Annotated in this window: 20 protein-coding genes; 6 read left to right on the top strand and 14 right to left on the bottom strand. The window is 69.1% G+C overall.

Annotated elements, in window-relative coordinates:
- Position 1: 1 nt before the first annotated feature.
- Positions 2-1,564 (top strand): bifunctional phosphoribosylaminoimidazolecarboxamide formyltransferase/IMP cyclohydrolase, encoded by a 1,563-nt coding sequence (gene purH / locus B2515_RS06150; RefSeq protein ID WP_293874862.1) that lies wholly within the window; start codon positions 2-4, stop codon positions 1,562-1,564.
- Positions 1,565-1,596: 32 nt separating this feature from the next.
- Here the strand turns inward: purH and B2515_RS06145 are convergent, their stop codons facing one another.
- Both B2515_RS06145 and B2515_RS06140 read right to left on the bottom strand, forming a co-directional pair.
- Complete coding sequence (locus B2515_RS06145) at positions 1,597-3,135, bottom strand: ABC transporter permease/substrate-binding protein (RefSeq protein WP_293874859.1); 1,539 nt, start codon at positions 3,133-3,135, stop codon at positions 1,597-1,599.
- Positions 3,132-3,884 carry an ATP-binding cassette domain-containing protein gene (locus B2515_RS06140; protein ID WP_293874856.1) on the bottom strand — a complete coding sequence of 251 codons (753 nt, stop codon included), beginning with the start codon at positions 3,882-3,884 and terminating at the stop codon, positions 3,132-3,134. Before B2515_RS06140 ends, B2515_RS06145 begins: the two co-directional genes overlap by 4 nt.
- 62 nt (positions 3,885-3,946) lie before the next feature.
- On the opposite strand from B2515_RS06140, the gene B2515_RS06135 reads away from it, so the two are divergent.
- The gene (locus B2515_RS06135; protein WP_293874854.1) at positions 3,947-4,747 is read left to right on the top strand and encodes an SDR family oxidoreductase; all 801 of its coding nucleotides are present in this window, start codon (positions 3,947-3,949) and stop codon (positions 4,745-4,747) included.
- A 15-nt stretch (positions 4,748-4,762) separates the two neighbouring features.
- Here B2515_RS06135 and B2515_RS06130 read toward each other — a convergent pair whose 3' ends face one another.
- Entirely contained in the window at positions 4,763-5,056 is a 294-nt protein-coding gene (locus tag B2515_RS06130; RefSeq protein WP_293874852.1) for a 4a-hydroxytetrahydrobiopterin dehydratase, read from the bottom strand.
- 50 nt (positions 5,057-5,106) lie between these two features.
- On the opposite strand from B2515_RS06130, the gene B2515_RS06125 reads away from it, so the two are divergent.
- Genes B2515_RS06125 through B2515_RS06115 form a run of 3 tightly spaced genes read left to right on the top strand, consistent with a single transcriptional unit; the run spans position 5,107 to position 6,709 of the window.
- Positions 5,107-5,517, top strand: a complete 411-nt coding sequence (locus tag B2515_RS06125) for a metallopeptidase family protein (protein ID WP_414711368.1) — start codon at positions 5,107-5,109, stop codon at positions 5,515-5,517.
- Positions 5,514-6,068, top strand: coding sequence for a heme ABC exporter ATP-binding protein CcmA (gene ccmA, locus B2515_RS06120; protein ID WP_293874847.1), 555 nt, complete (start codon positions 5,514-5,516; stop codon positions 6,066-6,068). Before B2515_RS06125 ends, ccmA begins: the two co-directional genes overlap by 4 nt.
- Positions 6,068-6,709, top strand: coding sequence for a heme exporter protein CcmB (locus tag B2515_RS06115; RefSeq protein ID WP_293874844.1), 642 nt, complete (start codon positions 6,068-6,070; stop codon positions 6,707-6,709). The genes ccmA and B2515_RS06115 overlap by 1 nt, the downstream gene beginning before the upstream one ends.
- 7 nt (positions 6,710-6,716) lie before the next feature.
- Here B2515_RS06115 and B2515_RS06110 read toward each other — a convergent pair whose 3' ends face one another.
- The 9 genes from B2515_RS06110 to B2515_RS06070 form a co-directional block, all read right to left on the bottom strand.
- Positions 6,717-6,917, bottom strand: a complete 201-nt coding sequence (locus B2515_RS06110) for a hypothetical protein (RefSeq protein WP_293874841.1) — start codon at positions 6,915-6,917, stop codon at positions 6,717-6,719.
- 123 nt (positions 6,918-7,040) lie between these two features.
- The gene (locus B2515_RS06105) at positions 7,041-7,910 is read right to left on the bottom strand and encodes a class I SAM-dependent methyltransferase (protein WP_293874839.1); all 870 of its coding nucleotides are present in this window, start codon (positions 7,908-7,910) and stop codon (positions 7,041-7,043) included.
- Between the two features lie 5 nt (positions 7,911-7,915).
- Positions 7,916-9,307, bottom strand: a complete 1,392-nt coding sequence (gene thrC / locus B2515_RS06100) for a threonine synthase (protein WP_293874837.1) — start codon at positions 9,305-9,307, stop codon at positions 7,916-7,918.
- A gap of 79 nt (positions 9,308-9,386) precedes the next feature.
- Positions 9,387-9,983: an SURF1 family protein gene (locus B2515_RS06095; RefSeq protein WP_293874834.1), complete on the bottom strand. Its 597-nt coding sequence runs from the start codon at positions 9,981-9,983 to the stop codon at positions 9,387-9,389.
- A complete protein-coding gene (locus B2515_RS06090; RefSeq protein ID WP_414711367.1) occupies positions 9,980-10,411 on the bottom strand; it encodes a DUF983 domain-containing protein in 432 nt (143 codons plus the stop codon). The genes B2515_RS06095 and B2515_RS06090 overlap by 4 nt, the downstream gene beginning before the upstream one ends.
- 26 nt (positions 10,412-10,437) lie before the next feature.
- Entirely contained in the window at positions 10,438-11,370 is a 933-nt protein-coding gene (locus B2515_RS06085) for a cytochrome c oxidase subunit 3 (protein WP_293874831.1), read from the bottom strand.
- Between the two features lie 34 nt (positions 11,371-11,404).
- A complete protein-coding gene (locus tag B2515_RS06080; RefSeq protein ID WP_293874829.1) occupies positions 11,405-11,959 on the bottom strand; it encodes a cytochrome c oxidase assembly protein in 555 nt (184 codons plus the stop codon).
- A complete protein-coding gene (locus B2515_RS06075) occupies positions 11,956-12,090 on the bottom strand; it encodes a hypothetical protein (protein ID WP_293874826.1) in 135 nt (44 codons plus the stop codon). Before B2515_RS06075 ends, B2515_RS06080 begins: the two co-directional genes overlap by 4 nt.
- Positions 12,087-12,989, bottom strand: a complete 903-nt coding sequence (locus B2515_RS06070) for a heme o synthase (protein WP_293874823.1) — start codon at positions 12,987-12,989, stop codon at positions 12,087-12,089. The genes B2515_RS06075 and B2515_RS06070 overlap by 4 nt, the downstream gene beginning before the upstream one ends.
- A gap of 148 nt (positions 12,990-13,137) precedes the next feature.
- Here B2515_RS06070 and B2515_RS06065 point away from each other — a divergent pair, with 148 nt between their 5' ends.
- Entirely contained in the window at positions 13,138-14,031 is an 894-nt protein-coding gene (locus B2515_RS06065; RefSeq protein WP_293874820.1) for an iron-containing redox enzyme family protein, read from the top strand.
- Positions 14,032-14,049: 18 nt separating this feature from the next.
- Here the strand turns inward: B2515_RS06065 and B2515_RS06060 are convergent, their stop codons facing one another.
- Both B2515_RS06060 and B2515_RS06055 read right to left on the bottom strand, forming a co-directional pair.
- Positions 14,050-15,429, bottom strand: coding sequence for a DUF1501 domain-containing protein (locus B2515_RS06060; protein ID WP_349676234.1), 1,380 nt, complete (start codon positions 15,427-15,429; stop codon positions 14,050-14,052).
- 11 nt (positions 15,430-15,440) lie between these two features.
- On the bottom strand, positions 15,441-17,168 hold the full coding sequence (locus B2515_RS06055) for a DUF1800 domain-containing protein (RefSeq protein ID WP_293874816.1): 1,728 nt from the start codon (positions 17,166-17,168) through the stop codon (positions 15,441-15,443).
- Positions 17,169-17,304: the final 136 nt, after the last annotated feature.

Raw genomic sequence — 17,304 nt, 5'->3', positions numbered from 1 at the left:
CATGTCGACGATCACCATCACGCGCGCCCTCCTGTCCGTGTCCGACAAGACCGGGGTGGTCGACCTCGCCCGCGCGCTCGCCGCCAGGGGCGTCGAGCTGGTGTCGACCGGCGGCACTGCCAAGGCGCTGCGCGACGCGGGCCTCGCCGTGCGCGACGTGTCCGACCTCACCGGCTTCCCCGAGATGATGGACGGGCGCGTCAAGACGCTGCACCCGATGGTCCACGGCGGCCTGCTGGCGGTGCGCGACGATCCCGACCATGCCGCCGCGATGACCGCCCACGGCATCGGCGCAATCGACCTCGTCGTCGTCAATCTCTACCCGTTCGAGGCGACCGTCGCCCGCGGCGCGGATCGCGACACGGTGATCGAGAATATCGACATCGGCGGCCCCAGCATGGTCCGCTCCGCCGCCAAGAACCACGCCTATGTCGCGATCGTCACCGATCCCGCCGATTATGCCGGCCTCGCATCGGGCGAGACGACGCTCGACCAGCGCCGCCGCTTCGCCGCCAAGGCGTTCGCTGCCACCGCCAGCTACGACGGCGCGATCGCGCGCTGGTTCGGCACGGTCGATCAGGCGGAGGCGTTCCCGGCGGTGCTGCCGGTAACGATGACCCGCGCCGCGTCGCTCCGCTACGGTGAGAATCCGCACCAGTCGGCCGCCTTCTACACCGCCAACGACGGTGTCCGCGGCATCGGCCAGGCGCGGCAGGTGCAGGGCAAGGCGCTTTCCTACAACAACCTCAACGACGCCGACGCCGCGCTCGAGCTGATCGCCGAATTCCGCGACGCCGAACCCACCTGCGTCATCGTCAAGCACGCCAACCCCTGCGGCGTCGCCACCGCCGCCACCCTCGAACAGGCCTATGCCGAGGCGTTCGCCTGCGACACCGTATCGGCGTTCGGCGGCATCATCGCGGTCAACCGCCCGCTCGACGCGGCGACGGCGAAGGCGATCACCGGCATCTTCACCGAGGTCGTCGTCGCGCCCGACGCCGACGCCGACGCGCTGGCGTTGTTCGCCGCCAAGAAGAACCTGCGTCTGCTGCTCACCGGCGACCTGCCCGACGCGGCGCGCGCCGGCCTGTTCGCCAAGTCGATCGCCGGCGGCTGGCTGGTGCAGGACCGCGACGCCGGCACGCCGGGCGAGCTGACCGTCGTGACGAAGCGCCAGCCGACCGAACAGGAACTGGCCGATTGCCGTTTCGCCTGGACGATCGCCAAGCACGTCAAGTCGAACGCGATCGTCTATGCGAAGGACGGCGCCACCGCGGGCGTCGGCGCAGGCCAGATGAACCGCCTCGAATCCGCGCGCATCGCCGCGTGGAAGGCGAAGGATGCCGCCGACAAGGCGGGCTGGACGCAGCCGCGCACGATCGGCTCCGCGGTCGCGTCGGACGCCTTCTTCCCCTTCGCCGACGGCCTGCTCGCTGCGGTCGAGGCAGGCGCCACCGCGGTGATCCAGCCGGGCGGTTCGATCCGCGACGAAGAGGTCATCGCTGCCGCCGATGCCGCCGGCCTCGCGATGGTCTTCACCGGCATGCGCCACTTCCGCCACTGATCCGGCAGGGCGCGGCGCCGGCGCGTCGCGTCTTACAGTCCCAGGCGGGTCGCCAGCCAGCCAGCCGCCTGCTCCGGCGTCCGCTTCCCGGTATCGCGGTCGACCTGATAATTGGCCTCGCGCATCGCGCTCACTGGGATGCGTCCGACCAGCGGCGCGAGCGCCGCGGCGAAACGCGCATCCTTCGCCCGCCCCGGCGCGACCAGCAGCAGCGCATCGTAGCTGGGGATGGCATGGCGCGGATCGGCGAGCACCGTCAGCCGGTCGGCCGCGATCCGCCCGTCGGAGGAAAAGGCGGAGATCACGTCCGCCTCGCCGCTCGCCAGCGCGCGGTACATGAAGGTCGGCGCATAGGGCGTCATCGCCTTGAACCGCAACGGATAGGCCTTGCGCACCGCCGCCCATTCGGGCCGTTCGAGGAATTCGAGGTCGCTGCCCAGTGTCAGGCCCGGCGCTGCGGCGGCAAGGTCGGACAGGCTGCCAATTCCCCGCCGCCGCGCATCGTCGCCGCGCATCGCGAAGGCATAAGCATTCTCGAATCCGAGCGGCCCGATCAGCCGCACGCCGCTCGTCGCCTGCGCCCAGCGGCCGATCTCGGCGACCATCGCCTTGGGATCGGGCACGTCGGTCCGCCGCATCGGTCCGGTCCATAGCGTGCCGGCATAATCGACATAGACGTCGACGTCGCCGCCGCCCAGCGCGCCATAGATCACCGCCGACCCCAGCCCGTCGCGATAGCGCACGGTATAGCCGGCGCGGGTCAGCCGGTCGCCGATCAGCCGGGCGAGGATATATTGTTCGGAGAAGTTCTTGGCGCCGATCGTCACCACCCGGTCGCCGCCGGCGCGATGCCAGAGCGGCGCGGTGGCGAGCAGCAGCCCGGCGACCAGTGCGGCACAGGCGCCGATCCACAGCGGCCGGCGGCGGCGGGCGATGCCGCGCTCGACCAGCCCGATCAGCGCGTCCGCCGCGAGCGCCAGCCCCGCCGCGGCGACGCAGCCGGCGAGCACCAGCGCCCAGTTCTGCGTCTGCAAGCCGGCGAAGATCATGTCGCCCAGGCTCGGCTGGCCGACCGTGGTCGACAGCGTCGCCGCACCGATCGTCCATACCGCCGCGGTGCGGATGCCGGCGATCAGTACCGGCGCGACCAGCGGCGCCTCGACCAGCCGCAGCATCTGCGCCGGCGTCATGCCGACCGCCTGCGCCGCCTGCCGCACCGCCGGGTCGATCCCGGTCAGCCCGGCGACGCCGTTGCGGATGATCGGCAGCAGCGCATAGAGCGTCAGCGCGATCAGCGACGGCAGGAATCCCAGCGCCGGTATCCCGCCGCCGACCAGCGCCGACAGCCACAGCAGCAACGGATAGAAGAGCGCGAGCAGCGCGAGGCTCGGCACCGTCTGGACGAGGCTGGCGAAGCCGAGGATGACGCTCCCGGCGCGCGGCCGTCGCGCGGCGACGATCGCCAGCGGCAGGCTGATAAGGATCCCCAGCAGCAGCGCCGCGGCGGACAGCAGGACATGCTGCGCCAGCAACGGCGGCACCCGGCCGAGCGTATCGAGGAAGGCGGTCATGCCGTGATCGCCCGCAGCCGCTCGGCCTGTTGCCGCGGCACCGCGACCAGCGCCTGCGCCGCCGCACCGCCGCCACCGCCCAGCAGGTCGGCCGGCGTCGCATCGGCGACGATCCGCCCCGCCTGCATCACCAGCACCCGGTCGGCGAGCAGCAGCGCCTCCGCCATGTCGTGGGTGACGAGGATGGTGGTGAGGCCCAACTGGTCGTGGAGCGCGCGGATCTCCGTCCCCAGCGCGTCGCGCGTCACCGGATCGAGCGCGCCGAACGCCTCGTCGAGCAGCAACAGCTTCGCCCCCGGCGCCAGCGCGCGGGCGATGGCGACGCGCTGCCGCTGCCCGCCCGACAGCGCGTCGGGCATGCGTGCCGCGACCGCCTGCGACAATGCGACGAGGTCGAGCAGCCGCGCGACGTCGGCGGGGCGCGCGCCGGCGATACGTGGTCCGATGCCGATATTCTCGGCGACGGTCATGTGCGGGAACAGGCCGATGCTCTGGAAGACATAGCCGATCCGCCGCCGCAGTGCGGGTGCGGGGCCGGCGGCGACGTCCTGCCCGTCCAGCAGCACCCGGCCGGCGGTGGGTTCGATCAGCCGGTTGATCGTCTTGAGCAGCGTCGACTTGCCCGATCCCGACGCGCCGACGAGCGCGACGAAGCTGCCGGCCGCGATGGAGAGGTCGACGCCGTCCACCGCCCGCGTCTCGCCATAAGCCTTGGTAACGGCGTCGAAACGGAGCGATTCTGCTGGCATCGGCGACGACGATGCGGGATGCCTCCGCCAAAGTCCAATCAATGGACGGCAGGAGAGAGTGGATGAGCGCAGGCAGCAACGGCACGAAGGCGATCTTCATCACCGGCGGCGGATCGGGCATCGGCCGCGCCGTCGCCCGGCTGTTCGCGGAACGCGGCTGGCGGGTCGGGATCGCCGACGTCAACAAGGCCGGCCTCGCCGAGACCGCCGCGCTGCTGCCGGCCGGCATGGTCGAGAGCTATGCGATGGACGTGCGCGATCGCGACGCCTGGACCACGAACCTCGACGCCTTCACCCGATCGAGCGGCGGACGGCTCGACGTGCTGTTCAACAATGCCGGCATCGGCACCGGCGGGCCGCTGGCGGAGGCGGATTTCGACGCGATCGACCGGACGGTGGCGATCAATTTCGCCGGTGTGCTCAACGGCGCACGCATCGGCTATGCCTATCTGGCGCGGACGCCGGGATCGGTGCTGCTCAACACCTCGTCCGCGTCGGGCATCTACGGATCGTCGGGCCTCGCGACTTACTCTGCGACCAAGTTCGCGGTGCGCGGGCTCAGCGAAGCGCTGGACGGCGAATGGTTTCCGGCCGGGATCAAGGTGCGCTGCCTGCTGCCGAGCTTCATCGAAACGCCGCTGCTCGACGGCGTCGCAGGCGGCACCAACCGCTCGATCCGCGAAGCGGTCACCGGCGCGGGCCTCGAACTCACCCCGGTCGATGCGGTGGCGGAGGCGGCGTGGAAGGCGGTGCACGGCGATGCGGTCCATACCTATGTCGGCAAGACCGCCGAACGCCTGCGCTTCGCCGCGCGCTGGATGCCGGGCGTGCTGCGCAAGCGGATGCGGCGGTCGCTGCGATAGGTCGCTCGTCGACGCCTATTCGTCTACGATCGCGTCGATCGCCTCGGCCATCTCGACGTCGCGGTGCGACAGGCCGCCGGCATCGTGCGTGGTCAGCAGGATCTCGACGCGATTGTAAATGTTGCTCCATTCGGGATGATGGTTCGCCTTTTCCGCCATCAGCGCGACCTGGGTCATGAAGCCGAATGCCTCGACGAAATCGGCGAACACCAGGCTGCGCGTGATCGCATCGCGCGCCTCGTCATAATCCCATTCGGGCAGGCCATCGAGCGCATCGGCGCGTTCGGCTTCGCTGAGGGGCTCGATCATTCGCGGCTGTTCCTTGCTGGACGGGTCGGGGAAGGGGTATGGCGACGGCGATGAGCGGGCAAGATGTGTTTGGAGCGGCACCTGATGCCGATGCGATCGAGGGAATCGCCCGCGATACGATCGCGCGACTGCCGCAGGCGTTCGCCGCGCACCTCGGCGATGTGCTGCTGCTGGTCGAGGAGGAGGCGGATGCCGAAACGCTGGCCGCGCTCGGGCTGGAACATCCGCTCGACCTGACCGGCCTCTACCACGGGCGTCCGCTCGGCGAAAAATCCTCGATGGATTCCGGCACGATGCCCGATCGCATCCATCTGTATCGACAGGCGATCCTCGTCGAATGGGTCGAAACCGGCGTGCGGCTCGACGATCTGGTCCGCCACGTCACCGTGCATGAGATCGGCCATCATTTCGGCCTGTCCGATGACGACATGCACGCGCTGGAAGATGCGGTGGCGGATTGAGCGCACTCGTCCTTGCCGACGTCGCCTGCGTCCGCGGCGGCCGGATGCTGTTCGATGGACTGGACCTGACGCTCCGGGCCGGTCACGCCGCGCTGGTGACGGGGCCGAACGGCATAGGCAAGTCGAGCCTGCTTCGCATCGCCGCCGGACTGCTGGCGCCTGCGACCGGCTCGGTCACGCGCGACGGGGCGGTGGCGCTGTTGGGGGAGGCGCATGCGCTCGATCCCGAACGGCCGCTCGCGCGGGCGCTCGCCTTCTGGATCGGCGCACGGACTGAACCGGCGCTGGCCGCAGTGGGGCTGGATCACCTCGCCGATGTACCGGTGCGCCTGTTGTCGACCGGGCAGCGGCGGCGGGCCGGACTGGCGCGGGTGATCGGGGCGGCGGCGAGCATCTGGCTGCTCGACGAGCCGGCCAACGGCCTCGATTCGGCGGGGATCGCGCTGCTGGAGGCGGCGATCGCGGCGCATCGTGCGGGCGGCGGCGTCACGGTCGTCGCGACGCATCAACCGGTCGCCTTGCCCGGTGCGATCCCGGTGCGGCTCGGCTGATGCGGCTCGGGACGCTGATCGCGCGCGACCTGCGCCGCGCCTGGCAGGGCGGCGGCATGGCGTGGCCAGTCGCCTTCTTCCTGCTCGTCGCCTGCCTGTTTCCCTTCGCGGTCGGGCCCGACGCCGCGCTGCTGACGCGAATCGGCGGTGGCGTAATCTGGGCGGCGGCGCTGCTTGCCGCGCTGCTGCCGATCGAGCGGCTGGTCGGGCCGGATGTCGAGGCGGGCGTGATCGATCAGCTGGCGGTACGCGGCGTGCCGCTGGTGCTCATCGGCTTCGCCAAGACGATCGCGCACTGGCTGGGGTTCGCGCCGCCGCTGATGCTGGCGGCGGTGGTCGCCGCAGGCCTGTTCGACCTGTCGGCAGCGACGCTGCTGCGGGTCGAACTGGGGCTGGCGATCGGCACGCCGGGCCTCGCCGCGCTGGCGGTGGCGACATCGGCGCTGGTCGCGGGGCTGCGCGGCGGCGGTGCAGTGGCGGGGCTCCTGATGCTACCGCTGGCGATCCCGCTGCTCATCTTCGGCGCGGGATCGCTGGACGGGGGCATCGGTGCGTTGAAACTGCTCGGCGCGGTCAGCCTGTTGCTGACCGCCGGCGCGCCATGGATCGCGGCGGCGGCGATCCGGGCGGGGATGGACTAGGCGTAATTTAGTTCTGGTGATCCGAAGCATAGACCATGGCTGCGGCCGTGCCGGTCGCCGGTTTTAGGCGAAACCATTCCGGACGATCGATCGCGGTAAGAAAAGCGAGTACGGTCAGGCCGAACATCAGCAGGGCTAGTCTACCCCACAGCGGGTTAAGCGGCTGGTCGTCGGCACCGGTATTGGAACGGTCGTCGTTGGTCTGCATCGCGTGCCTCCTTGGGGATGGGCAACAGCATATGCGCATCATAATTGTTCTGGTCGACGAGCGTTCCGTAACGAATTCTTGCTGCGATGCAGCAGGTGCGCGAACCGCGATAAAACGCGGGATTTATCGGCTCCAGCGCGCCCAGATCGCCGTCGGCAGCGCCAGCCCGCGCGCTTCCTCGCGCACGCCCAGCTCGCCCGCCTCGACCGTGCCGGGCAGGTCGGCGAACAGCTGGCTGAGCAATTCGCCGATCGCCAGCGCCGACATCCGCACCGCATAGACGGTGAGGAACAGGAAGCGGCTGTCGGCGTCGATCAGCTTGCGGCAATCGGCGATCAGTCGGGGCAGATCCTCCTCCAGCCGCCATATCTCGCCCTCCGGCCCGCGCCCGTATTTGGGCGGATCGAGCAGGATGCCGTCGTAGCGGCGGTTGCGGCGCACCTCGCGCGCGATGAACTTCGCGGCATCGTCGACGATCCAGCGCACTGGCGCATCCTGCATGCCCGACAGCGCGGCATTGGCCTTTGCCGCCTCAACCGACTTTTTGGAGGCATCGACATGCACCATCTTCGCGCCGGCGCTGGCCATGGCGAGGGTGCCGACGCCGGTGTAGCCGAACAAGTTCATGCATTCCGCGCCGGGCTTGTCGGCGACGCGGTCGCGCATCCAGCTCCACACCGGCGCCATGTCGGGGAAGAAGCCCAGATGGCGGAACGGCGTCGTCTGCGCGGTGAAGCGGACCTCGTTCCAGCGGAGCGGCCAGCCTTCGCGCGGCACCGGTTCGGCGAAGACCCAGCGGCCGCCGCCATCCTCGTCGCTGGCCGGCACGAATTCGCCCTGCGCCTTCCAGTCCGGCTGCGCGGGCGCCCACATCGCCTGCGGTTCGGGCCGGACGAAGCGGAAGCGGCCGTAGCGTTCCAGCTTCTTGCCATGCCCCGAATCGACCAGGCCGTAGTCCGCCCAGGGTTCGCCGATCAGCATGTCGAGCTTCATCGCGATCAGCCCCGCGGCACCGCGCGCGCGGCGATATAGGCGGTGACCGCCTCGAACGTGCCGGGCAGGCTGGCGAAGCGTTCCTCGCGGTCGAACAGATCGCCGATCCGGCCGGGCAGCGCCGGCCGCTGCCCCGTGGCACGCTCGACCGCGTCGCGGAACTTGGCGGGATGCGCGGTGGCGAGCGTCACCACCGGCACGTCGCTCTCGTGGCGCCGCGCCGCGGCGAGCGCGATCGCGGTATGCGGGTCGATCACCTCGCCGGCGCGCTCATGCGCCCAGCGCATCGCCAGCGTCATGTCGTCGAGATCGACGCGGTCGCTGGCGAACAGATCCGCGCCGGTGTGCTGCGCATTGGTCAGCCGCATCGCGCCCGACGATTCGAAGCCCTGCATCTGCGCCGCCAGCGCGGCGCCGTCGCGCGCGCCGAGGTCGAACAGCAGCCGCTCGAAATTGGAGCTGACCTGGATGTCCATCGACGGCGTCGGCGTCTGCTGGACGACGCCCTTGCTATAGTCGCCCGCCGAGAGCGCGCGGTGGAGGATGTCGTTGACGTTGGTCGCGACGATCAGCTTCGCGACCGGCAGGCCCATCTTCGCCGCGACGTAACCGGCGAAGACGTCGCCGAAATTCCCCGTCGGGACGGAGAAGGCGACGGCGCGGTCGGGCGCACCGAGGCGGACCGCGGCATAGAAATAATAGACCACCTGCGCCATCAGCCGCGCCCAGTTGATCGAATTGACCGCCGACAGCGCGAAGGTGCCGGAGAAGCCGGGATCGTTGAACATCCGCTTCACCAGCGCCTGCGCGGTGTCGAAATCACCGTCGATCGCGATATTGTGGACGTTGGGGGCGAGCACCGTCGTCATCTGCCGGCGCTGCACGTCCGACACCCGGCCCGCGGGGTGGAGCATGAAGATGTCGACGCCCTGCCGCCCCGCGATCGCGTCGATCGCGGCGGAGCCGGTGTCGCCGCTGGTCGCGCCGACGATGGTCAGATGCGTGTCGGTGCCGGTCAGGAATTTCTCGAACAGCAGGCCGAGCAGCTGCAGCGCGACGTCCTTGAACGCCAGCGTCGGGCCGTGGAACAGTTCGAGCAGCCACTGGTCGTGATCGAGCTGGACCAGCGGCGTCACCGCGGCATGGCTGAAGCGGCCATAGGCGCGGGTGCACAGGTCCTTGAGCTCGTCGGCCGTGAGCGCATCGCCGACGAAGGGCGTCATCACCGCGACCGCGGTGTCGACATAGGACAGGTTGGCGAGGCCGGCGATCTGGTCGCGGCTGAGGCCGGGCCATGCCTCGGGCAGATAAAGGCCGCCGTCCGACGCCAGCCCGGCGAGGGTGACGTCACGGAAGTCGAGGGCGGGCGCGGCCCCGCGGGTGCTGACATAGCGCATCGCGGCTGGGTAGCGGCCATAGGCGCAAGGGGCAACGGCGGGTTTCCTTGGGCGCGGCCAAGGTCCGGCTGTCGCACGCTCAGCCCCGTCGCCGCACCGCCAGCACATAGATCACCGCGGCGATGGCGGCGAACAGGAACCATTGCACCGCATAGGACAGATGGTTGTTGGGCACCGACGACAGATCGGGCCTGCCGTTCGCGCCCAATCCGATCGCAGGCGTATCCGCGACGAGCATCAGCCGCTGAGGGCTGCGGTCGAACAGCGACCCGATCAGCGAACGCGAATCGGGGGCGTGGCTGATGAAGCCGCTGGCCGGGCCGCCTTGCCACCGGCCCTTGAATTTGGGATCGGGCGTGGTGCCGAGCTGGACGATCATTCCTGCCCCCCCGGCGCCGGTGCGGCAGGTGACGATCAGGCGGAACCCGGCCGCGCCGGCGCCGGCGAGCCGCTGCTCGACCGGGGTCAGGCACAGGCCCGATGCGCGGCGGAACAGCAGGCGTTCGTCGGGGATGGTCGGGAAGGCGATCGGCGGCCGTTCCGGGTTCGCCGCGAGCTGCGCGATATAGGCGGCCTTTTTCGGCGCGCGATCGAGCAGCTGCCACAGGCCGAGGGCGATCATCGCCGCCACCGCGAGGGTGACGACGATCGTCGGGACGATCGGGATACGCTTCATGGCGTGGCGTCCGGCCCCTGCGGGTCGATCCGCCCCTCGCGCGCGGCGTTGCGATATTCGGCGGACATCAGCGCGCCCTTGGCGATGCGGAGCGACCAGACCACGCCGGCGAGCGTCACCGGAATCCAGATCAGCATGTGCAGCCACAGCGGCGGGTGCAGCGTCAGTTCGAGCGTGATCGCGCCCGCGACGACGAGCGTACCGAGGATCAAGGTCAGGAACGCCGCCGGCCCGTCGCCGACGTTGAACTGCGTGAAGTCTAGCCCGCAGGACGGGCAACGATCGGCGAACTTGATTGCCTTGGCAAACAAGGTGGGGCGGCCGCAGCGCGGACACAGGCCGCGCAGCCCTGCCTGGACGATGGAGGGCATCGCTGCCCCGGGCGACGGCGTCGCTGCCGCCGGGGTGACGGGCGTCGGATCAGTCATGCGCGACGCCCGTCATATCGTAACGATCAGCCGCCGTGGACCGGTGCGCCCCAGCCACCCCAGACATAGACGGTGACGAACAGGAACAGCCACACCACGTCGACGAAATGCCAGTACCAGGCGGCGGCCTCGAAACCGAAATGCTGCCGCGGGGTGAATTCGCCCTTATAGGCGCGGATCAGGCAGACAATCAGGAAGATCGTGCCGATCAGCACATGGAAGCCGTGGAAGCCGGTCGCCATGAAGAAGGCAGCGCCATAGTTCAGCCCCTTGAAGGGGAAGGGCGCGTGCATGTATTCATATGCCTGGATGCTGCTGAACAGCAGGCCGAGCGCCACCGTCAGCCACAGCCCCTTGAGCACGCCGTCGCGATTGCCGACGCCCAGCAGCCCCCACAGGCCGGTCTTCTCGCCGCCGCGCTGGTTGTGGATCAGCGCATGGTGCGCCCAGGTCACGGTAGTGCCGCTGGTCAGCAGGATCAGCGTGTTGAGCAGCGGCAGTTCGAAGGCGTTGATGACCTCCAGCCCCTTGGGCGGCCATTGCGCGGCGATCGCGGTCGCGCCCTCGGCGGCGCGCTCGACCTGGCCGTCGACGAAGCTCATCGCGGTCGGGAACAGCGAAAAGTCGAAGAACGCCCAGAACCAGCCGACGAAGAACATGACTTCGGAGGCGATGAACAGGATCATGCCGTAGCGGAAGTGGAGCTGGACGACCGGGGTGTGGTCGCCGTGATGCGCCTCGCGCACCACCTCGGCCCACCAGCTGTACATCGTGAACAGCACGCCCGCGAGGCCGGCGAAGAAGATCCAGCCGCCGCCGTTCGCCTTGTCGGCGGACAGATGGCCGCCATGCATCCACATGATCGCGCCGGACGCCATCACCAGCGCCGACAGCGATCCGAACAGCGGCCAGATGCTGGGGGGCAGGATGTGGTAATCGTGGTTCTTGGCGCCGGCCATGTCGTTTCCCTGTTCTTATCCTCTTGATCCAGCTCTAGCCCGCCGTTTTCGCGGAATCCACCGGGTAAAACGTATAGGAGAGCGTGATCGTCTCGACATCGCGCGCGTCGGGGTCGTCCATGATCTTCGGATCGACGAAGAAGATGACCGGCATGCGCTGCGTCTCGCCGGGCTGCAGCGTCTGCTGGGTGAAGCAGAAACACTGGATCTTGGTGAAATATTTGCCCGCCTGGCTGGGCGTGACGTTGAACGTCGCGGTGCCGGTGACCGGTCTGGTGTCGGTGTTGGTGGCGGTGAAGAACGCCATGTCGCGCGCGCCGATCTTCACCGTTTCCGACCCTGCCTCCGGGCGGAAGCGCCATTTCATGCCGGGGGCGACGTTGCTGTCGAAATCGATGCGGATCAGCCTGTTGACCGCGCCCGGCGCCTCCAGCCCGCGCTGCGTCGTGCCGTTGAGGCCGGTGACCTGACAGAAGAGCCGGTAGAGCGGGATGCTCGCCCAGGCGACGCCGGTCATGAAGCAGATGCCGATCACCGCAAACAGCGCGGTGCGCAGCTGGCGGCGCGTCGAGGGGGCGGCGGGCGTCACATCATCCCTTCGCGGATCTTCACGATCGCGACCGCGAAGATCAGGATCACGAACGCGCCGAGCAGCAGCGCCATGACGATCGCCCGCGATTTCTGGCGGCGGCGGATCAGGTCCTGTTCGTCCGGCGTCATGCGAACACCCAGCGGTCGACGACCAGCGCGCCGAACACCACGAAGAGGTAGAGGATCGAATAGCTGAACAAGCGCTTCTCCGGCTTCATCGTGTCGTCGACTTGGGTGGTGCGCGTCGCGACGCGCAACGCGAGCGCGGCGAACACCGCGGTGGTGACGGTGGCGACCCCGCCGTAGATCGGACCGGTGAGGCCGAGCGGCCAGGGCGCGATCGCGGCGATCGCCATCGGAATGGTGTAGAGCCCGACATGGTGGCGCGTCACCCGCTCGCCCGCGACGACGGGCAGCATCGGCACGCCGGCATTGGCATAATCGGTCTTCACGAACAGCGCGAGCGCCCAGAAATGCGGCGGCGTCCACAGGAAGACGAGCCCGAACAGCAGCAGCGGCAGCAGCGCGACGTCGCCCGTCGCCGCCGCCCAGCCGATCAGCGGCGGAAACGCGCCGGCGGCACCGCCGATTACGATGTTCTGCGGCGTCCGGCGCTTCAGCCAGACGGTGTAGATCAGGACGTAGAACAGGATCGAGACGGTCAGGATCGCCGCCGCGGCGACGTTCACCGCGACGAACATCAGGATGACCGAAAAGGCGGCGAGGCCGACGCCGAAATGCAGCGCCGCCTGCCGGTCCATCCGCCCGTCGGGCAGCGGCCGCTTCTGCGTCCGCCGCATCTTGGCGTCGAGGTCCGCCTCATACCATTGGTTGAGCGCCCCCGCCGCGCCCGCGCCGAGCGCGATGCACAGGATCGCGGTGAAGCCGATCACCGGGTGGATGCCGACCGGCGCCGCCAGCATGCCGCACAGGCCGGTGAACACGACGAGCGTCATCACCCGCGGCTTGGTCAACGCCAGGAAGTCGCGCCAGTCGGCGGGGGGGAGAAGGGGCGTCGCGACCGTCATATCCATGGCGCTATACGCGTGGCGGGGGGCGGGGGGAAGGGCGCCGCACCGCGGGTGTCCTATCGTGCTGATCGACGTCAACCGACTCGGCCGGGGCGGGAACGAACGGCGGATCAAGCGGTTAGCTTGCCCCACGAGGGAGAAGACGATGGCCACCCGTATCGCCGGCGCCGATGTGCAGGCGTCGCAGTTTCTGACCGACAGTTTCCAGCGCGGTCTGGCGCACTGGAATCGCGAGCGGCTCGAACCGACGTTCCCGACCGCCGACTGGCAGCGCGTGCTCGACCGCGACGTGCGCATGCAGCGCCTCGAGGGCGGCTTTCTGGAAGAGCTGCGCGAGGAGGTGCGCGCCGAAGCGGCCGCGGCTCCGACCGACGTCGAGGGCTTTATCGCTTGGTTCGAGGACCTGAAGGCGAGCGGCCCCGGCCAGCATGACGCGCTGTTCCCGTGGCTGGCGGACGTCGCGAACCTCGACCAGCTGCGCTGGTTCTTCGAACAGGAAGCGGCGGGCGAGGCGGGGTTCGACGATCTCGTCGCGATGACGCAGGTCAAGCTGCCGACGCTGCCCAAGCTCGAACTGGCGCGCAATTACTGGGACGAGATGGGCCGCGGCAACGCGAAGGGCATGCACGGGCCGATGCTCGACGCGCTGGTCGAGACGCTCGCCGTCGACCCGGTGATCGAGAACACCCTGTGGCAGAGCCTGTGCCTTGCCAATGCGATGACGGCGATGGCGACCAGCCGCCGCTATGCATGGCATTCGGTCGGCGCGCTCGGCGTGATCGAATTGACCGCGCCCGATCGTTCGGCCGCGACCGCCCGGGGACTGCGCCGGTTGGGCTTCTCCGACAAGGAGCGCCGCTATTTCGACCTGCACGCGGTGCTCGACATCAAGCACAGCGAGGATTGGAATCGCGAGGCGATCCGCCCCGCGGTGAGCGAGGACCCCCGCCGCGCGACCGCGATGGCCGAGGGCGCGCTGATCCGGCTGCGTTGCGGCCAGCGCTGTTTCGAAGCCTATCGCGCCGTGCTGATGGCGTAATCCCGCCGGTTTCCGGATCTAGACGAAGCCGAGGTTCCAGCTCGACGGATTGTAATTGCCCATGTTGGGCAGGACCGTGGTCATGTCGCCGGTCCCGACGCCGAACCAGCTTGCCAGCGTCGCGGCGTATTGGTCGACGCTGGTCGTCGGCAGCAGCCGACCCTGGCCGACGTCGTCCGGAGTGCCGTTGCCGATCGCCGGGGGCGTGCCGTAGAAGCGGCGCCCCTTCACCGCGCCGCCCATGACGAAATGGTGGCTGCCCCAGCCATGGTCCGATCCGTCGTCGTTGGACTGCAGCGTCCGGCCGAAATCGGAGGCGGTGAAGCTCGTCACCTTGTCCGCGACGCCGAGCGCGACGGTCGTGTCGTAAAAGGCCCGCATCGCGTCGGCGACCTTGCCGATCAGCCCGGGATGCTGCGCGACGAGATTGTCGTGCAGGTCGAACCCGCCGATCGAGACGAAGAACACCTGCCGCTTCGCGCCGAGTTCCGACGAGACGGAGATCAGTCGCGCGACCATCTTGAGCTGGTCGGCGAGGCTGTTGCCGGTCGGGAAGAGCGTGAACCCCGATGCGGGTGCGCTCGCCAGCGCGCCGCTGACCTGCGTGTAGGTGTCGAGCGCGCGCTTGCTGACGCGGGCGTGTTCGCTCGCGAACAGGTTGGCGTTGCCGCCGGTCATCAGGCTGCGCAGCGTCGCCGCCGCGGTGGTCGAGCCGTAGAGCGAGGTGGCGTTGTTGATGAGCGGGATCGGCCCGCCGGTGCCGATCGCATATTGCACCGCCGATTTGCCGGTCAGATAGATCGCATTGCCGCTGGCGTTGATGCAGGTCAGCGTCGATGCGCCGTTGCCCGACTGGAACAGGTCGCCGATCCGGCCGCCCCAGCCGCTGGTCGCGCCTTCGGGATTGGACGCCTGGAAATAGCTCTGCTGGTCGTTGTGGCTGAACAGCTTGGGCGGCAGCTTGACCGCATTCTGCAGATATTGCGTCTTGGTGGTCGGCTGGACGAGCGTGCCGACGTTGAGCGCCACCGCCAGCTTGCCCGCATCGAACAGCGGCATCAGCGACTTCATCGTCGGCGCCAGCGCATATTGCTGCCCGCCGGGCAGGCCGATCGTCGGGGTCAGCATTGTCCCCGCCAGCGATTCGCGGGTCAGCGCGATATTGGCGCGCGCCGCCTGATACTGGGCGTAGCTGGCGGCATCATAGGGCGGCAGCGTGTTGGCGTAATCGTTGCCGCCGTACAGGAAGATGCAGACCATCGCCTTGTAATCGGTCGCGGTCGCCGCCGCGGCCTCGCCGATCGCGGCGAGGCTGGTGACGAACGGGGTCGCCACGCCGGCGACGCCGAGGGCGGCGGAGCGCTTCAGAAAGGCGCGGCGGGAGGCGTCTCGGGTCATGTCCATGGGGATCACCGCTGCGTCAGGAAGTCGGGGGAGGCGAGCGTCAGCAGGATCGCGATGCCGACCCGGTTGATCGGCCCGTTGGTCGCGGTCGTGGCGACGCTGTCGACGGCGGCGCGGATCGCGGTCACCGTCGCCGCGCTCAGCTGTCCGGCGGCGAGCACCAGGTTGATCTCGTCGACCAGCGCGGCGCTGTCGCCCGCCTTGGTGAGGATATCGGTATAATCCGCCTTGGTATCGCCGGTGCCGTTGGCGACAAGGCCCTGCATGTAATTGACGTAGGCGACGACGCTCTGTTCGTTGGTGATCTGGAATTCGGGCGCGACGAGGCCGGCGTTGCTGATCCCGCTGGCGGGCGGCGCATAGGCGGGGCGGAAGAAGTTGAAGACGGTGGCACTGCGCCCCATCGACTGGCCGAGCCGGGTCGACTGGCTCGACGTGTCGCCGAAGCCCCAGGCATTGGAGGGCGAACCGACCTTGAACATCCGCGCCCAGCCGGTCAGCCGCATCACCGGCTCGCGCAGTTTGCCCGCGGTGGCGCTGGCGAGCGCATCGTCGCTACGCGCCTCGGTGTCGAGGAGGATCGCCTTGATGACGGCCTTCATGTCGCCGCGCACGCCCACGCCGTTGCTGGCGAACACCGCCGACACGCGTCCGACATAGGCCGCGCTGGGGTTGCTGGTGACGAGTCGCTGGATCAGCTGCCGCGATACGAACGGCGGCAAATTGGGATGTGCGAAGATCGTGTCGAGCGCCTGTTTCACCGCGGTCATGCCGCCGCCGCTGGTCGAGGTGCCGAGGAAGCTGGCGCTGCCCGTCTCGTTGATCCCGGCGTTCATCACCAGCGGCTGGCGATAGCGATCGGGCGTGGTGCTGACGTTGGTCGCGAGGCTCAATCCGGTGAACACGCGGGCAAGGCCGGCGACGTCCGCGGGGGTGTAGGTTTCGATCGGCATCCCGCCGCTGGTCCTGACGCTGCCGTCCGGATTGAGCTGGTAGAGGCCGAGCGTGAACAATTGCATCAGCTCGCGCGCGTAATTCTCGTCGGGCTGCGCGCCGGTGGTCGCGTTCGCCTTGCGGTTGCCGAGGAAGGTGAGGAACGATCCCATCGCCGCATTGGTGGTGATCGCGTCGAGGATCGTGCGGTAATTGCCGAACGCATTGTCGAGCAGCACGTCGACATAGGCGGCGGTCGCGAACTGCTTCCAGTTGAGATTGACCCCGCCGATGCCGACGACGAGCAGGTCGAGCAGCGCCATGCCGACGCGCTGGCGCAACTGGTCGGGCTCGACGATCAGCTGGCGCCACATCGTCGCGTCGAAGCCGGCCTCGATATTGATGTTGGTCGCGGCGGTATAACCGTTGGCGACCAGCCAGTCCCAGTGCGACGTCGCGCGGGGGAGGGCGAACTGGTCGTCGATCCAGCCTTCGTAGCGGCGGCTGACGACGGCCTCGATCATCGGGCGGGTGGCGCCCATCGTCGCCTGCGCGAGGAAGCGGCTCGCCTGCGTCGGGGTGATCGCGGCGGGGGCGACGACCACGGGCGCGCTCGCCGACGGCGTGGCCGCGGTGCCACCCTCGCCACCGCCGCAGGCCGCGAGCAGCAGCGCGGGCGCGATCGTTGCGCCGAGCGTGAGCGGATGGGCCGCGCCGGCTGTCGGCACGATACAGGACCCGTCGCTGTCCTCGATATGGGCGACCGACGCGTCGGCGTCCGTCCGTTCACCTTCCAGCACTGATGCAGATCCCCCGACCCCGTACGCGCGGATATCCCGTGACGCGTGCCCCATGTTTACCATGCCGTGGTGATCGGGGTCTTACCGAACAGGCTTAACGACGAACGGTTCGGCGCAACTGGGACCGGAATGGTCG

The sequence above is a fragment of the Sphingomonas sp. UBA978 genome (assembly GCF_002292295.1).
GTDB lineage: Bacteria > Pseudomonadota > Alphaproteobacteria > Sphingomonadales > Sphingomonadaceae > Sphingomonas.
Note: the sequence above shows the minus strand (reverse complement) of the source record. Positions and strands in the feature narration are given on the sequence as shown.

Excerpts from the sequence above, each read along its gene's own strand:
- purH (WP_293874862.1), top strand. The coding sequence starts at position 2 with ATGTCGACGATCACCATCACGCGCGCCCTCCTGTCCGTGTCCGACAAG.
- B2515_RS06145 (WP_293874859.1), bottom strand. The coding sequence starts at position 3,135 with ATGACCGCCTTCCTCGATACGCTCGGCCGGGTGCCGCCGTTGCTGGCG.
- B2515_RS06140 (WP_293874856.1), bottom strand. The coding sequence starts at position 3,884 with ATGCCAGCAGAATCGCTCCGTTTCGACGCCGTTACCAAGGCTTATGGC.
- B2515_RS06135 (WP_293874854.1), top strand. The coding sequence starts at position 3,947 with ATGAGCGCAGGCAGCAACGGCACGAAGGCGATCTTCATCACCGGCGGC.
- B2515_RS06130 (WP_293874852.1), bottom strand. The coding sequence starts at position 5,056 with ATGATCGAGCCCCTCAGCGAAGCCGAACGCGCCGATGCGCTCGATGGC.
- B2515_RS06125 (WP_414711368.1), top strand. The coding sequence starts at position 5,107 with ATGAGCGGGCAAGATGTGTTTGGAGCGGCACCTGATGCCGATGCGATC.
- B2515_RS06115 (WP_293874844.1), top strand. The coding sequence starts at position 6,068 with ATGCGGCTCGGGACGCTGATCGCGCGCGACCTGCGCCGCGCCTGGCAG.
- B2515_RS06110 (WP_293874841.1), bottom strand. The coding sequence starts at position 6,917 with ATGCAGACCAACGACGACCGTTCCAATACCGGTGCCGACGACCAGCCG.
- B2515_RS06105 (WP_293874839.1), bottom strand. The coding sequence starts at position 7,910 with ATGAAGCTCGACATGCTGATCGGCGAACCCTGGGCGGACTACGGCCTG.
- thrC (WP_293874837.1), bottom strand. The coding sequence starts at position 9,307 with ATGCGCTATGTCAGCACCCGCGGGGCCGCGCCCGCCCTCGACTTCCGT.
- B2515_RS06095 (WP_293874834.1), bottom strand. The coding sequence starts at position 9,983 with ATGAAGCGTATCCCGATCGTCCCGACGATCGTCGTCACCCTCGCGGTG.
- B2515_RS06090 (WP_414711367.1), bottom strand. The coding sequence starts at position 10,411 with ATGACTGATCCGACGCCCGTCACCCCGGCGGCAGCGACGCCGTCGCCC.
- B2515_RS06085 (WP_293874831.1), bottom strand. The coding sequence starts at position 11,370 with ATGGCCGGCGCCAAGAACCACGATTACCACATCCTGCCCCCCAGCATC.
- B2515_RS06075 (WP_293874826.1), bottom strand. The coding sequence starts at position 12,090 with ATGACGCCGGACGAACAGGACCTGATCCGCCGCCGCCAGAAATCGCGG.
- B2515_RS06070 (WP_293874823.1), bottom strand. The coding sequence starts at position 12,989 with ATGACGGTCGCGACGCCCCTTCTCCCCCCCGCCGACTGGCGCGACTTC.
- B2515_RS06065 (WP_293874820.1), top strand. The coding sequence starts at position 13,138 with ATGGCCACCCGTATCGCCGGCGCCGATGTGCAGGCGTCGCAGTTTCTG.
- B2515_RS06060 (WP_349676234.1), bottom strand. The coding sequence starts at position 15,429 with ATGACCCGAGACGCCTCCCGCCGCGCCTTTCTGAAGCGCTCCGCCGCC.